Below are 15,649 nucleotides of genomic sequence, written 5' to 3' on the forward strand. Positions count from 1 at the left end.
TTTAGTTAGTAAAAAAATTTTTATAATCTAAAGCTAAGAATGACTTTAAAAGCTCATACTTGTTAGAGCCATTTTTTTCTTGTGTATTCATATCTATTTCTTCAAATATATCATTATCAATTAGTATTTTGAAAAAAGAGTGTGAAATAGAAGGAACAATATCTTTTAAACGAACTTCATTCAACATTCTATATATATCTTCATATAAAATTGATAATTTATCAATATCATTACTATGACTATTATTTCTAAATATTTCCACTTTTTCAATTAATTCTAAAATAATACTTTTTTTAATATAAGAGAAATTAACTTCATCTTCATCACTATTTGATATAAAGTTCTTTTCTTCTTCTATTTCTTCTATTTCTTCTATTTCTTCTATTTCTTCTATTTGGGTAAGATTAGAATTTTTTTTAAAAGAAATCCAATTTATAAGAAATGGATAAAAATCTAATAATATTGATATATTTTTTTTATTTTCTATTGAAAAATATTTATTCAAATCTTTACAAACATATTCTAAAGTTATATTAATTTCATCAAGATTTTCTTTTATTGAAGCATTTTCTATATTATTGCTTATCAAATAACTTTCAAATAGGATTAACTGTTCAAAACTTTTATCAACATCAGAAAGAGTTATAAGTTTTGATAAAAAGTAAATCAGCATACACTTATAATAGATAGAATCTTCCTTTTCTAGAAAAAGTTCTATTTTATTAATAATTATAGTAAATTGGAGATTTTCAAATAAACTTAATATATGTCGTAAAAACATTTCATCATTATTCTCAAAACTTATATTTATATCTTCATATAAAATCATAATTACTTTTCTCTCTACGTATAAAGTTATAACGTTTTACTTTTAAATTGGGGAATAGAATTTATTGTAATAACTCCACCATAGATACATGTACACATATCGTTTTTAATTAATATAGGTTTATTATCAATTTTTGTATTCTTTGATCCTGGGGTCCATGTAGCTGCAATATTTGGAATACATGGTGCTGGTGTTGGTGTTCCTAGAGCTGCTGCTGTTGCTGATGCAACTGCAGGATTTGACTGAGTGGTACACATACCGAAAGATTGAATATTTTTCATAGGAAGATAATCACTTATTGTAGCAATACTATCTCCACTAATAGTTCGCCCTTGAGAAGTTACTAGTATTTTTGATGGAGTCATTCCAAAACTACATTTCAAAACTGATCCATTAACAACCATTATTGTCATAAAATTCCTCTACTATTCTAAATCAATAAATCTCATTACAAATTCTTCACTATCTGCTTTGAGTTCACGAATATCATTATTTTCTCTTTCAGTTCTAAGACCAAAAGATTCAGTTTCATTAGAGAAATATTCTAAATAATTATTATTTTTCTCACCAAAAACTTCATATTGAGTATAATTGTTTTTATTATCTTGTTTATTAACTTTAGTATGTAATAATTTAGTTATTCTTAATACTTTAGGAGATATGATTTCTACATAGACAAGATCATTCTCTCTTAGTGGTTTAAAGCTATTTGCTAACATTTTAGTAGAGTCAGCTATTGCAAAAAAACTACTATTTTCATTGTCTAAAACTACTTTTGGAAGTAGGACTTGATATAGTGATGTTGAAATACTATCTTCATCAAAATTAATTTTTTTATTTGTTTTAAGTAAAATAACTTGTTCAATAAATTCTGTTTTTTTCCCATTAGAATCAAAAAAACAATAATCTCTTATACTTTCGTTTTTATTATTACTAGCTATAATTTCTGCCGTTACTTTTAATGGCTTATGCTTCTTATATTTTGGTATTACATCCTGTGCATAACTCTTATTATTTACTACTTTTTTAAATATATATGCTTCTTTAGCTTTTTGAGGAAGATATGAGTCACAAATTGTATCAACAATTTCTTTTTCTTTATTATTAACTGTCAAATTTCGTTTACTAAACTTCACATATTCATAAGGATCAAAATTAATAAAAATTTTATCCTTTATCGGAAAAAAATAGTCTATCTTATCACTATGCATAAAATCTTCTTTTATAGCTAATGACGTATTAAAAAAAAAGTTTGTTTGATAATTGATTTGATTCTTTAATATCATTTTCTTTTCAAAATATTTTTTATTATTCTGAGAAAAATTTATATTTTTTGCTATAAATGGTATGTCAGAATAGATATCTTTATAAAAAGATTCTACCTTATCACATAGATCTAATTTGTTAGTATCATCAGATGTTAGGTTTAGCATAAATCTCTTAAAATTTGGACCATTATATAAATATTTATCTTTTTTATTTAGAATATAATCTTCATTTTTTATAAAATCCCGATCTAATGTTCTTTTTATTGTATATTCTATTTTTTTATCATCATCTTCTTTATCACCCTCTTTTAAATTATATTCACTAGCAAAGTCATCATAATTATAAATAAAAGTCAAATTTGATTTTTTTAGTTCTTCAACAAAAAAGTCATAAAAACTCCTTTTTTTGCTAGTAACAACAAAAATTTGTTTATTAACATCCTGTAAAAGATTATCATCATCATTTATATTACATTTATTATAACTAAACAGATTATCCGAAATTATTTTATATATACTTTTATCTTTATATGCTTTAAGTATTCTATGGTTTTGCCATACTGCTTGCAAAAAATCTTTAAATTGTATTTTTATTTTAAATTCTAAATAGTCTTTATTTTTTTTAAGCTGAACTTTCCTAATTTTTTTATATGTGAATCCTATAAAACTATATTTTTTTATATTGCCATTACCATTGTAGATCTTTATAGTTAATTTTATAGAAAAATTATGTTTAAGTATTTTATTAAAAATATTTTCATCTAAGGATAGAAAAATTATAGCATCAATTTCACCTTTAAATCCCCATGGGTATATATCTATGCATAAATGAGATAATTTCACTATATTTTTAATAGGTTGTTCACTTTCTAAAGAGAACAACTCAAGGTAAACCTCAATTGTATTTTTCATCATGTCTTAAAATTATACATTTAATATCTAAAATAACTCCAGACATATTGTATAGTAGAAAACTCAGCATTTCTTTAAATATATAATTTATCATATACATATATTTTGGTGCAGAATATTCTTTCTTAAGATAAATCAAAAGATTATTATGTTCATATTTGTAGTCAAATATATATTCTAAAAGGCTCTCTTTTTGTTTAGTCAAAAAACAAAACAACTTATCAATTTTTTCAATAAAATTATATTTAGTTACCGATGTTGTTAACCAAATAAGATAATTGATGTCTTCTTTTTTTACCTCTGTTTTTCCTTCATAAAGAGCTTTGACACTAATATTCATCCCTCTTGTAATGTTAGCCTCTATAATAGGTTCACGAAACTCTTTTTCTTCATCTGTTAGAGTACAATATGTTGTAATATGTTGTTTAGATATACTTGGTGATTCTAAATGAATAAGTTTATCAACTAAAGAATAATAATTTTCGATAAGCTTTTCTTTTGTCCCTTCTATATAGTTAATATAACAAGGAATATTATTAGTAGGTAGTTTAAAGTTAGTTTCTCCATCTGAAATAAACTGAGATAGTCCTTCTCGAAATAAATTAAAAACTAAAAATCTATTTGGTAACAAGTTAACTTTATTAAGATTTTCCTTTATTGCTAAGTCTTGTAAAATAATTTCAACTTTATGCACTTCTAAGTTAGAATTAAATCCCATAATCTCCACAGCTTCAAAAACTAATCCCAGGTTTAATTCAGGAGCATTTAGAAAAATTACTCTTTTTACATTTTCTGGAATAGAATATAAAGGATTTCTAACAGTTCCTTTATGCTGAGAAATACAGCCATCTTTATAATGAAGAATAATCTTGCAAGTACATAAATCTAATATTTTACTTTTAATATTATGTAAAAAATAATAATCCTCTTCTTCATTATTTAAATAAAAGGAGAACTTCAATTTTTCAATAGTTGTTGGAACAATATCAAAAACTGCTTTTAATATCATTATGCTAGGTATAAATATAACTTCTGAGGAAATGACATTAAATAAAATATTATCTTCTGAAAGTGGTATACATAAGCTCTGTTTATTTTGAGTGTAAGCATCTATAAGATACATATGCTCCTGATCTTCTAAAATGGTGTAAAAAGGAGTGTCTTTTTTTATAAAAGAACACTCTAATAAACATGTCTTAGGTAAAATAAAATGAAAATTTGGATAATTCTTAGCTAACTTGAAATTAGGAATATCATGAAAGTCTATATTATTTATACTGGTTGTTATTTTATGTATATATTTATTAAGACTTTCAGAATATTTCATTTTTATGTCCTATATTCTATCTATTTATGCTAAAGCCATAGTATTTTCATATAAAACTTGTACTTTTTCTTGAGGATAATTTTCTACAAAAGATCCTTTACTGTCTTCCATAAAAAACATTTCACTAAAATGTAATGTGCATTTTCTAGGTCCATCATTTCGGCTTCCATCTAAAAGGCGGACATCTAATGAAACATGATCATTTTTATTTTTTGCTGAGGCGCTAGTATTTTTTAGTTTAAATTTATAAGTACTATCGACTATAATCTGCTTTTTTTGACCATTTATAGATTCTTGATCTTTATGAAAAGTTAACTCTACTGTTTTTTCTCCATCTGTATTGGGGTTAACAAGTTTTTGTATAGCATCACGTAAAGTTTTTAATTCTTTGTCATTTAGAACTATCGTTTGAATAACAAACATTGCTGTATAGTCATGAGCAATATTTAAAGCTAGCATTTTACCTGCAAATTTTTCTGGCTTATCTGATAAAGGATATAAAACCATATTTTTTGATAAATCTGTACCTGCTATTTTAAAGCCAGTAAGACAAAATCTAGGTCTTTCATCTTTAGGTTTATTTCCAGAATCTTCGCCAACATATAAACTGATGTGATCAGGATTAACTGCTCCAACTGGCATCATATTTGTCTGTGTTATTAATGGTATATTAATCTCCATAAAATACTCCTTTTTTAGGTTTTTCTTTCTTTTTTATTTATTAAAAAGTTGAGGATCTAATCTCGACTCTAGTTTCATTTTTACATTTAATCCTTCAAACTGAATATGTGGCAATATTTCTATAGATGAAGAGTACCATCCAGGCTTTCCTGGCACTGGATTAATATCTACATTAACATATTTAAATGGAAATCTTGCCATTTCCATAATGTTTGGACTTTCTATTATTGTGACATAATTATTAATCCATGAAGTAATAATGTCAGAGATAATATCTTTACTAACAACTGATCCAATTTTTTCTCTAATAACACATTTAATATAATGAGCTATTTTAGAAACACACATTACATAGCTTAAATTGGCTACAAGAGCAGAGTTTGCACTGTCAAAATCATCTTCAAAATCATCAATTACTTTTTTAGCAGATTGAACATTAAAAAAACATGCTTTATCAAGCGATTTATTCATAACTAAACTCATAAACCCTACTTTTGATAAAGACAATTCTAAATAGTCAGGTATTAAAACATCTACAGAATTTCTTGTTTCAACGAAGTTATCTCCTATAACTTTAGGATAATTTAAACCCGTAACTAGACCGCCATTTTCAGGTCCTCTAATATGTTGAAACCAACCTGATTTTTCAAATGATCTCATAACATTCTTTGCAAAAAGAATTGAGCTATATCCCCATAAAAAATTTTCTGAATCAAGGTAATCATGACTACTTTTAAAGTTTTTTATTAAAGGATGTTGACAAGGATTATTTGTTGGATCTTTAGGAAGATCTAATATATATTTTCCAAAAGTTAGTCCAATATATGATGCTATTTCCATTTCACGAAAAGAATTCCAATCGTTAAATTTTGGATGTTGCATAAAGTCTTCAAAATTTCTAATCTCTGAAAATTGTTCTTTATTAATTCCAAAGAAATTATTATCAATAGATGCAATAAATGGGCTATGTGCTAATTTTGCAATATTGCCCATAGATACTAAAAAGCTTATATCATCAGCTGTATTTTCCATATCATATAGACCACATAATAAACCATATGGTTCTCCACCATATGTTCCGTATTCTTCAGTATAAATTTTATTATATAAAGAACTTTTAGTTAATGTGTATCTATCTTCAGCTAACTCTTCTTTCAATGCTTTTTTACTAACATCAAATAATGTTATATTAGTATTTTTATGCATTTCTGAATTAAGTTCAAATATTTGTTTCCAGTTTGCTTTAAGTTTTCTAAATAATTCATTATCTGTAATACTTTCAATTTGTATTGCCACGAGCTCATCAATAAAAGCCAAAACTTTATTATATGTCACTTCAGAAATTCCCAATTCAGAATCTTCATTATTAAGTAACACAAGCATCATAGTAGATAATGTTGCAACATTATAATCAGATAAAACATCATTTAAATTACTCAAATTTTCAAAAATGTCTTTACCCTTTTGCAAATTTGATAAGTCTGAGTGTGATTCATTATACAAAAGTTCTGTTTTAATATGTTCAAACTGATCTTTCATTATTTGTTATCCTCTCCATCTTTGTTTTTATTACCTTCTTCATTTTTATTTTCTATAGGAGTCATAATATACTCATTAGTAATTCCTAAAAATTCCTTAAGCTCTATAATAGCATTCTTATCTTTAGAAATTTCTTCTAGGCTTTTTCTTAATTTTTTATTCATATCAACTTGCTTTTTAAACTCAATAACGCGCTCTTTTAGAATTAATAAATTTTTTATCTCAGGAACATTCTCTACTATACGATCTTCATCAAAATCACGAATAGTATTTATCTTATATTCAGTATCTTTTGAATAATATGCGCCATCCTTTTTATCTAATATTTTTACAGGTATTGATATATCAAAAGATTTTATTGCTTTGTCTATATTATAGTTATCTATTTTATAAAATCTTTCTATATCATACTCGTCGCTTCTCTGACTTAACTCAGCCATAACTAACGTTCTAAAAGGGAGTTCTTTCTTTTTACGTACTCCATCTACTGTAGTTTCATGAGAGATATTTATTCGTTCTAACTCTCCTTTGGTTTTTATTTTTTCTATTGCCATATGACTTTATTTCTCCTTTTTTATTTTAAGTTAACAATTGATAAAATATAAACATATATAAACATACATTTATACAGATAATTGCTCCTGTGAAGAACAATCTTTTTTTTAAATTTTTTTTCAATAAAATACTAGTAATAGGAACTGTTTCTATAGGATATTGCTCATTTAAAATATTCAATAATTTATCTTTATATACAGATAACATATATTTTTTTTCTTCGGAGTAATACTTACCAACAAAGCCATGTGAAAGGCACATATAATAAGTTAAAATAACAAAGTATGGCATCCTTTTGTTTAAAAAAACGTTATCAATAATTTCATAAAACTTTTCTCCTAAACTATGCTCATTTATAAACAACAAGCTAACTCTATCCCAATAAATATTTTTTTTATTTGTTTCAATAGAGTAAAATTCATCAATAACTGAAGTCATGGCTAGCATGATATAATCTCGTTCATCCATAAAATTAAGATAAAGTAAAGAGTCAAGTTGATTTAAGCTCTCTATTAATTCTTTTCTTATGTTTGAAATATCTTCAATATCTCTAATATTTTTTTTAGATCTTAATATTTGTCTAATAAGGTCTACTATTTTTACTTCCATACTTACTCACACAATTTAATGACTTTAGTTATCACATTCTTTAGTAACTCTTTCATTATTTATAGTATAATTACAATTCTTAAATTTTCTTTCTTCAATAATTTGGTTCCAATCTGTTAGCTCAAAGCTATCTCGAATGAAGAGGATACTAAACTCATCATAATTTAGAGTATCAAAAGGAATTTCTATTTTATGTTGATTGCTATTGCTTTTAAGTTCATAAATACTAATAATTTCATTTTGCTTTATACTAGTAATTAGTTGTGAATAATTTCTTATCTTCTTTACAGGTACCAATAAAATAGAAATATCATCATCAGAACTATTTTTTATAGTAATAGTTTTAACAGATGAACAGCCTATTAATAAAAATAAAAATATTAGAGAAAGATATTTCAGTTTCATATACTATTTCTTACCATATTTTTTATATTCGATATAAGTTCTAGAGCCTTAGACTTAATGTTCAATCTTACATTTACATCCTCTTTTCTGCTTCTTGAAAACTCCCAAATATAATTATTATCACCATCATCTTTAGACATACTTAAAAGTTGCATTATTGAAATATCTCCATCAAAAGACTTAGTTAGATATTCTCCATTATTTAATTTTATAATCATTTTTATAACAATATTTTTATTCCAAGGAATAGCAATAGTAAAACTATCTACTGTTCGATTAAATATATTATATTCTTCACCATCAATGACTAAGCCAATAAATAATACGTCTTCAGGCAAGCTATTATTCATAGAAACTTCAACATCAATAGGTTTAGGTATCCCATCTTTATAAATCAAATTCTTCAAAAGAGAAAGTTTATTATAAAGTTCTATATTAGATTGATAGTATTTTTCAATAAGTTCATTATTTTCATATTTGTTAATATTGATTTTATTAAAAATATCTATATCAAAAGAGGATAAGTTTTCTAGTTGTTTTTTCCCAAAGTCACCATGAAAATTAGTTATAATATATTGATTAAAAATACTCACATTTTTTTTAAATCTACTAAACTGATTTAAATCATATAAATAATCATTTATTGAAATTAAAACATTACAAACGTTTGATTGAGATTCTCTTGTCTCACAAAAATTTAACTTTCTATTTTCTTCATTATTGATGTCAAAACTTCTAAAGTCTTTAATAGCTTCTTCGAAATTTTTCTGATTTATTTGTGTATTATCTTCTTTAAATATGAAATTAATTTTATCTACAAAAATATCTCTTTCTAATTTACCTATAATTTCGTGCTCATTAAAAAATGTATTTTCTTTTATATACTCAAGCACATCAAATGTTTTAATTCTTTTATTTACAAAAAACAAGTCTAATCTTTTGATTACATCATCTACATTTTCAGGAGTTATATTATTAAACTTATTCTTAGAAAGACTATAATATATTTCCATATATGCACTAACATATTTATCTGTATAATCCTCTAATAAAGACTCATAAAAACTATTAATAATTTCTCTATTTTTTCCATCTATTAATGGATATAGCCTCCTTAATTGAATGCTAAGCTCATTTATATTTTCTACGGCAAATTCTTTTGTAAATTCTTGTAAAAGAGACGTTTTTAGTGTATTTAAATCTGTTGAAAGATCAATATGTGCGCCATCTTTAAATAAAACAATATCTGTATTAAGAATTTTTTTCCTTAATATTGCATTTAAAATGTATACACTGTCATTTACTTCTTTAGCGTTCTTCAGTTTAATAGATATCTGTTTATTAAAAAATGATATATAATCAAAAAAACTACCGTTTATATTTGATAGAGACTCTATCATTTCATAAAAAAAATCACGAGTTCCTGATGTACAAAAGTATTCCAAATCTTTATCTGAAATATTTTTGCTGATAGGCCTAGTTTTAAATAAGCTTTGAACAAATATATCTTTTCCATATAAATCTTTATTCTTTATAATCCTATAATTTTCACAATAATAGTTTAAGTTATTAATTTGAGCCTGTGTGATCTTTTCTAAATCATTAATATTGATTAGATCTAGATTTTTAAATAAGAAGAATAAGCTATTGACATCAAAGTTGCTTTTAATTTTATTAAAATGATAATTATTTTTCTTAAGAAAAGGAATTATTGTTTCACTTAGTCCATTATTATATATATAACTAAGAGCATAATTAGGAATATGATAATTAGTTTCAAGCTCTTTAAACAAACTGCTATGATATTTTCTCGCAATGGTATCAAGCAGGAAAATTAATTTTATATTATTATCATCATCCGTTAAAAAAAAGTCATTAAGATAGTCTCTAACGACAGATTGTTTAAATGTCACAATTAAGTATCTTGGATAAATAGAATCAGGATATAAAACATCCCTTCCATAAACAAAATCATATTTAGAAGATACATATGCACTATAAAACATAAAAGGCAGTAAAATAATATTAGCTACTAAAAGGATTATATAAAATAATTCTATAATTCTTCTTTTCTTTATTGGTCTATTAATTGATATTTTTTTTATATTTTCTATATATGTAGGCAAAGAATCATATAGAATAGAAAACTTTCCATTTATAAAGGAGCCTAATTTATCTTTAATTAAATAAAATTTTTCGACCTCTTTACTTCCATATTCTGCAGATATCTTTAACAATGCATGAGATAAATTATTACTATCTCGAAAGGCATATGCACCCCCAATTACTTTTTTATCTAAAATAATATAAAATTCCCTTTTTGAAAAAATTTTAAATTTGCAAATTTTCTTTAGTAATTTTTGCTTGGGCAACTCCGATAAAATAGTAATACTATCTATTAATATAATCCTTCTTCTTAATATTTTAGTAATACATTTACGTAAATATTTTTGACTAAAATCACCACAAAGAATAATAAAGCCTACATTATTTTCTTCAAAGAAATATATCCCTTTTCTCTCTATCAATATATTCTTTCTAGACTTTATAAAAGCTTTATTAACGAACATTAAAGAGATAATGTCAATTTTCTTAAATGTCGATACAAATCGACGATTTGACACACTTATAACAGAAAATTGTTTTTTACGTTGCTTTAATATTTTTTTTCTTTTAAAGAAACGGTTAATCCTTTTTCTAAAAAAAAATAGGCTTACTAAAAAGAAAAAGCAAAATAAAAACAAAATTGCTGAAAAATAAATCATGAAAAGCTATTTGTAATGGAATATAGCTATTATATAATCATTTATCGCCTTTTTTAAAGCTTTCTTAAAAAAAATATCAATTTTATACCCTTGAAAAATATAAAACAATATTGTTTAAAGCAAAAAATGCTATTTAGTGTTGATAGTAAGCACTTTTCTAATTAAATTTGTATTTACTTTATTTAATCCAATGCCCATTAACTTTAACTGTTCCTTAGAATCATTGTTATTAAATCGCCACTCACACTCTTTCAAAAACGGATCAAAATGTTATCTAGGAATACTATTAAATATCCTTAAATGTCCCTAACCTAATTTCAAAATATTTCTAAAAAAATATTAACTATTAGCTGAATTATTTATTTTCAATATCTTCCAAATAATAAAACTATCCTAACATAACTTAGTTATCTAGGACAGCCCCAATTTTTTATGAAATTGATTAATAAAATATATAGTAACTATTTGATCAAGATTTTTGCCAACATCTTCGTTAGAAACTAAGCACTCAAGTTTAATATCATGAAATTTAGCACCAGTAATATCGGATTTATTGTTTTGTTCTTTAAAAAAATAAATAAGTTCCTCTGATTTTTCAGTGAAGTACATAAAATGTGCTATATGATTTAGAGGCATAATATTAATATGAACTTTAAATTGCGCTCATTTCATAATTTCCTTATTTACAACAATTTATCTCCTATCGTCACTATTTGTGTTTATTTTTCTTAAAATGATTATAATAAAAACGGCCTTCAGGTGTACTATATTCATCTCTATTCCAATCTGTTTTTGTTAAAAACTCTGATATTGTATGTTTATTAGGATTACACCAAAAATCCATATATCCTCTAGACTTGGGTCATCTCGCTTTAAATGAAGAAAGATATGAAGAATTTAGTAAGCTTGTTCTTTTTCAAAAGACTGAATTGTTTACAAAAAATGTAATAAAAAAATTTATACAGTCAAGCGCTATTCCTGATGTTAAAATATCTGCTAGTTTTTTATTTATTTTTTATCTATTTCTGGGTTGCTATAGACTTCTATGATCCCTTTTTAAGTATGTTTAATATCCGGACGATCGCAACTGATTTTAATACTTTATATTGAGATTCATTAAGAAACACCCCAGCTATCAAGCCATAATAATAATTCAAGAACTAGTTTTTCCAAGGCTTTAGTATTTTTTTAAACAATGATAGATCTGAATTTATACTTTTATAAGTATAAGTTAAATTTGATTATATCGCTAATTTGGGATAGTAATTAACTTCATTTAGACTTATAGTTATAATATTTTATAGTTGAAAATTGCTTTTCAATTTAGACTCAAGTTTTACAGACTAGAGAGACTTTGACTTTAAGTTTATCTTTAATGAATTTTAACATTTTTTATCAAATTAACACAGCGTTATATAAGTAGATTATAAGTTTGACGTAGTTGGTTTTCTAGTTTCATCATTCATCACTATATGCAGTATTTATCTGAATTAAACAAGAGAGATACTTAAAGAAATTTAGTCATATCCCTAAAGATTTTTTGAAGGCGTATGAGTAACGATTTATAACAGTGATTTTAACGAAGTGACAAAGTGGTTTAGAGAGATTAAAATAGATTTATTTGGGATAGCTCCGAAAGTTAAGCTTAGTTAGTAGCTAATTTCTTCAATTTTTCTCTATCTGTTTTACCAGTTTTTGTAACCGGGATCTCTTTTATTTCAATAACTTTATCTAGTTTTTTATATTTGGCTATATAGTGATCTAAATGTGTATTTAATTCTTCTAAAGAAATCTCGCTTTTACTAACTATAAAAGCACAAACTAGTTCTCCCCAAATATCATCTTTTTTACCTACTACTATAGCATCTGTAATCTTGGGATATTTTTTTATAGCTTCTTCTATTTCTATAGGTGCAATATTTGATCCACCTTTTATAATGATATCCTTCTTACGACCATAAAAATGTAATGTTCTTGTATTAGAGTTAAAACTACCTATATCACCAGTATCTAGCCATTCAGAATTATTATTTATTGGTATCATAGAGTTTTTGATAAAGATTTTTCCATAGTCACTATTTTTAAACTTAGAGATTTTTACTTGCGTATCATCAAAAATTTTTACCTGATTAGTGCTTTGAGCTTGGATAATATTTTGACCATATCCAAAAACCTCTGTCATTCCTATACCATTTAGTAGAGGAAGCTTTAGAATATTTTTTGCTTGTAGAAATAAATCTTCACTTGGCTGGTCACCCGCTACACCTAAGTATCTGAGCATATTTTTATCTAGATTTTCCTTAAAAAGGAAATGATACATGGTCGGAAGTAATGCTATAGCAGTAACTTTATTTTTTAATATTTGCTCAGCTACTATTTTAGGATTAAACTCTCTAATTATTACTATATCTAAACCCATTACTAGGGCTGGTAAAAGTTGATATGAAAAAGCAAATGCATGATTTAATGATAGAGCTATTAGAATTTTATCATCAGCTTTTAAGCCTAGGTCATTCACTCGCTCATAAGCATAGTTTATGATTTGTTTAATCCTATGAGGATGCTGACAATATCTCCCTGTAGTACCAGAGCTTATATGACTAAATATGGCTTTACCTTTTACTTCAACATAATCAGTATTTGACTTGCTATCTAATAGATTGTTTAAAAAGTCAGCATTAATAATTTCTATATTATTTTTCTTACAGAAAAGTTTTAAGTCATTATCAATTTTATCTGTTATAAAGAGAGATTTCTCTTCCAAGATATTTTCTAATTCATGAGTAACAAGTCTGGGATTTATAGGGATTAAGTATTCAATATCAGCTATCATTCCAGCTAAATATAAAGAAATAGTATTATGAGAATTTTTAAAATTAAAGAATACTTTTTTATGAGCTTTTCCATTTATCCAACTAGCTAATATATAACCTCTATCTAAGATCTCTTTATAACTATATTCTTCATTCTTAAAAGTTATTTTTCTATCTTCTAGATGAGAAGCTATTTTCTTAAAGAAAGTATCTATATAAGAAAGCATTTAACTAAAATATTATCTATTTTGCTAATATGATATATTAAGTGACATAAACTTACATTTGCTTTTATATAACAATGAAAAAATCTTTATTATTAAATGGTTTAGAAATATATGTATCACTAGGTTGTTCAGAAGAAGAAAAAGCATTCAAACAAAAAATTGAATTAGATCTTGAGCTAGTTTTTCCAAAAGACTTTAAAGCTTGTGATAATGACAATTTACATGACACTATTTGTTACTATACTCTTCGTAATAAGATTCAGGAATTCTGTGATGGTTTTAGATATGATCTTATAGAATATTTAGCTCAACAAATTTATGATTTTATAGCTAAAAGCTACCCTAATGTAGAAGTTGAATACCTAAAGTTAATAAAGCGCCCTCCTGTTTCACAAATAACCACAGCATCTTTTGTTATTAGGAAGTAAGCTACTATGCAATATATTATTGGTATAGGTGCAAATATAGGTGACACACTTATAAATATTCGTACAGCCATAGAAACCATAGAACAATCTCAAAATATAAAGATATTTAAAAAATCTAGCCTGTATAGTAGTGATGCACTATTAAAAGATGATGCTCCAGAAGATTGGGATATTAAGTATTTAAATGCTGCAATAGAGATAGAAACTGATTTAGAACCCTTAGAGTTATTAGATTATTTAAAGCAAGTTGAGCAAATTATAGGTAGAAATCTAAATGCTCCAGTATGGTCACCAAGAGTTATAGACTTAGATATATTAGCAGCTGATGATTTTGTTTTAAAAACTCATAGGCTTACTATTCCCCATAAAGAACTTTTAAATAGAAGTTTTGCTCTATTACCATTATTAGAAATTAAAAATGATTGGCAACATCTAGAATATTTAGAGCTAGATTTGAATAAGCATATTTTAACATTATCTAGATTAGAAAAATTAAAACAAAGAATATCTGGAACTATAAGAATGGGTATATGCAATCTCTCATCTCAATCATTCTCAGATGGTCACCTTACAGATAGCCAAAGATTAGAAAATTTCTATCAGCTAATTGATGATGGAGCCGAAATTATTGATTTTGGTGCTGAATCTACAAAGTTAGAAGCTACGGAAGTAAATATTGATAATGAGTTTGATAAGTTAGATGAATTTTTAAGCCTTATAAAGCAAAATATTAGAAATCTTAAATATCGCCCTTTAATTAGTATAGATACTAGAAAAACAGAGGTTATTAGAAAAATCCTAGAAAAACATCATGACATTATTTGGATGATTAATGATGTTGAATGTGATGATATTGATGGAAAAGCAAAATTAATTGCTAAATATGATAAAAAGTATGTAATGACTCATAATTTAGGAATTATAAATAGAGATAAATATTTAGATAAAGATAATGCAATTACTCAGGTTATAGATTTCTTTCTAACTAAAAAGCAGAGCTTAATAAAAGCTGGAGTAAGAGAAGAAAATATTTATTTTGATCTTGGATTTGGTTTTAGTAAAAAAGCTGAAGTTGCTCAATTACTCTTAAATAGTATTAATGAAATACAGAAAATCCTTAAGCTTAAAAGTTTGATTGGCCACTCTAGAAAACCTTCTATTTTAAATTTACCTAAAAGCTCTAGTATAGAGGACTTAGATCAAGCAACTAAAAAGCTTACAGCTATACTAGAACAACAATCAATAAATATAGTTAGAGTACATAAAATTTAGGTTATAATTATTTCATAAA

At 25.2% G+C, this 15,649-nt stretch carries 14 protein-coding genes and 1 pseudogene; 2 read left to right on the forward strand and 13 right to left on the reverse strand.

All coding sequences use genetic code 11. From position 1 onward, the window contains the following. Position 1 precedes the first annotated feature (1 nt). From KX01_RS06375 to KX01_RS06440, 13 genes and pseudogenes are all read right to left on the reverse strand, one after another. Positions 2 to 829 carry a hypothetical protein gene (locus KX01_RS06375; RefSeq protein WP_071664192.1) on the reverse strand — a complete coding sequence of 276 codons (828 nt, stop codon included), beginning with the start codon at positions 827 to 829 and terminating at the stop codon, positions 2 to 4. 26 nt (positions 830 to 855) lie between these two features. Next, complete coding sequence (locus KX01_RS06380) at positions 856 to 1,242, reverse strand: DUF4280 domain-containing protein (protein ID WP_071664193.1); 387 nt, start codon at positions 1,240 to 1,242, stop codon at positions 856 to 858. Positions 1,243 to 1,254: 12 nt separating this feature from the next. Then, entirely contained in the window at positions 1,255 to 3,009 is a 1,755-nt protein-coding gene (locus tag KX01_RS06385; RefSeq protein ID WP_071664194.1) for a hypothetical protein, read from the reverse strand. Further along, positions 2,993 to 4,336, reverse strand: a complete 1,344-nt coding sequence (locus KX01_RS06390; protein WP_071664195.1) for a hypothetical protein — start codon at positions 4,334 to 4,336, stop codon at positions 2,993 to 2,995. The genes KX01_RS06385 and KX01_RS06390 overlap by 17 nt, the downstream gene beginning before the upstream one ends. A 24-nt stretch (positions 4,337 to 4,360) precedes the next feature. After that, positions 4,361 to 5,017: a hypothetical protein gene (locus tag KX01_RS06395; protein WP_071664196.1), complete on the reverse strand. Its 657-nt coding sequence runs from the start codon at positions 5,015 to 5,017 to the stop codon at positions 4,361 to 4,363. Between the two features lie 33 nt (positions 5,018 to 5,050). Next, on the reverse strand, positions 5,051 to 6,556 hold the full coding sequence (tssC, locus tag KX01_RS06400; RefSeq protein ID WP_071664197.1) for a type VI secretion system contractile sheath large subunit: 1,506 nt from the start codon (positions 6,554 to 6,556) through the stop codon (positions 5,051 to 5,053). Continuing rightward, the gene (locus KX01_RS06405; RefSeq protein ID WP_071664198.1) at positions 6,556 to 7,110 is read right to left on the reverse strand and encodes a type VI secretion system contractile sheath small subunit; all 555 of its coding nucleotides are present in this window, start codon (positions 7,108 to 7,110) and stop codon (positions 6,556 to 6,558) included. Before KX01_RS06405 ends, tssC begins: the two co-directional genes overlap by 1 nt. 25 nt (positions 7,111 to 7,135) lie before the next feature. Next, a complete protein-coding gene (locus KX01_RS06410; RefSeq protein WP_071664199.1) occupies positions 7,136 to 7,720 on the reverse strand; it encodes a DotU family type IV/VI secretion system protein in 585 nt (194 codons plus the stop codon). 24 nt (positions 7,721 to 7,744) lie between these two features. Then, positions 7,745 to 8,125, reverse strand: coding sequence for a hypothetical protein (locus KX01_RS06415; protein WP_071664200.1), 381 nt, complete (start codon positions 8,123 to 8,125; stop codon positions 7,745 to 7,747). After that, positions 8,122 to 10,749 carry a hypothetical protein gene (locus KX01_RS06420; protein WP_156860384.1) on the reverse strand — a complete coding sequence of 876 codons (2,628 nt, stop codon included), beginning with the start codon at positions 10,747 to 10,749 and terminating at the stop codon, positions 8,122 to 8,124. The genes KX01_RS06415 and KX01_RS06420 overlap by 4 nt, the downstream gene beginning before the upstream one ends. A 319-nt stretch (positions 10,750 to 11,068) precedes the next feature. After that, positions 11,069 to 11,193: pseudogene (locus tag KX01_RS09630) on the reverse strand (IS1595 family transposase); the annotation flags it as partial. A gap of 108 nt (positions 11,194 to 11,301) precedes the next feature. Beyond that, the gene (locus KX01_RS06430; RefSeq protein ID WP_156860385.1) at positions 11,302 to 11,499 is read right to left on the reverse strand and encodes a hypothetical protein; all 198 of its coding nucleotides are present in this window, start codon (positions 11,497 to 11,499) and stop codon (positions 11,302 to 11,304) included. Positions 11,500 to 12,535: 1,036 nt separating this feature from the next. After that, complete coding sequence (locus KX01_RS06440; protein ID WP_071664204.1) at positions 12,536 to 13,930, reverse strand: class I adenylate-forming enzyme family protein; 1,395 nt, start codon at positions 13,928 to 13,930, stop codon at positions 12,536 to 12,538. A 74-nt stretch (positions 13,931 to 14,004) separates the two neighbouring features. On the opposite strand from KX01_RS06440, the gene KX01_RS06445 reads away from it, so the two are divergent. Further along, positions 14,005 to 14,358: a dihydroneopterin aldolase gene (locus KX01_RS06445; protein WP_071664205.1), complete on the forward strand. Its 354-nt coding sequence runs from the start codon at positions 14,005 to 14,007 to the stop codon at positions 14,356 to 14,358. A 6-nt stretch (positions 14,359 to 14,364) separates the two neighbouring features. Next, entirely contained in the window at positions 14,365 to 15,630 is a 1,266-nt protein-coding gene (gene folK, locus KX01_RS06450) for a 2-amino-4-hydroxy-6-hydroxymethyldihydropteridine diphosphokinase (RefSeq protein WP_071664206.1), read from the forward strand. The last annotated feature ends 19 nt before the right edge of the window (positions 15,631 to 15,649 follow it).

Origin of the sequence: Francisella frigiditurris (assembly GCF_001880225.1) — a bacterium.
In the GTDB taxonomy this organism is placed as follows: Bacteria; Pseudomonadota; Gammaproteobacteria; order Francisellales; family Francisellaceae; genus Francisella; species Francisella frigiditurris.

Bases quoted from the DNA above. Each gene is read 5' to 3' on its own strand.
- KX01_RS06375 (WP_071664192.1), bottom strand. From the start codon at position 829: ATGATTTTATATGAAGATATAAATATAAGTTTTGAGAATAATGATGAA.
- KX01_RS06385 (WP_071664194.1), bottom strand. From the start codon at position 3,009: ATGAAAAATACAATTGAGGTTTACCTTGAGTTGTTCTCTTTAGAAAGT.
- KX01_RS06445 (WP_071664205.1), top strand. From the start codon at position 14,005: ATGAAAAAATCTTTATTATTAAATGGTTTAGAAATATATGTATCACTA.
- KX01_RS06440 (WP_071664204.1), bottom strand. From the start codon at position 13,930: ATGCTTTCTTATATAGATACTTTCTTTAAGAAAATAGCTTCTCATCTA.
- KX01_RS06415 (WP_071664200.1), bottom strand. From the start codon at position 8,125: ATGAAACTGAAATATCTTTCTCTAATATTTTTATTTTTATTAATAGGC.
- KX01_RS06395 (WP_071664196.1), bottom strand. From the start codon at position 5,017: ATGGAGATTAATATACCATTAATAACACAGACAAATATGATGCCAGTT.
- KX01_RS06405 (WP_071664198.1), bottom strand. From the start codon at position 7,110: ATGGCAATAGAAAAAATAAAAACCAAAGGAGAGTTAGAACGAATAAAT.
- KX01_RS06380 (WP_071664193.1), bottom strand. From the start codon at position 1,242: ATGACAATAATGGTTGTTAATGGATCAGTTTTGAAATGTAGTTTTGGA.
- tssC (WP_071664197.1), bottom strand. From the start codon at position 6,556: ATGAAAGATCAGTTTGAACATATTAAAACAGAACTTTTGTATAATGAA.
- KX01_RS06430 (WP_156860385.1), bottom strand. From the start codon at position 11,499: ATGTACTTCACTGAAAAATCAGAGGAACTTATTTATTTTTTTAAAGAA.
- folK (WP_071664206.1), top strand. From the start codon at position 14,365: ATGCAATATATTATTGGTATAGGTGCAAATATAGGTGACACACTTATA.
- KX01_RS06390 (WP_071664195.1), bottom strand. From the start codon at position 4,336: ATGAAATATTCTGAAAGTCTTAATAAATATATACATAAAATAACAACC.
- KX01_RS06410 (WP_071664199.1), bottom strand. From the start codon at position 7,720: ATGGAAGTAAAAATAGTAGACCTTATTAGACAAATATTAAGATCTAAA.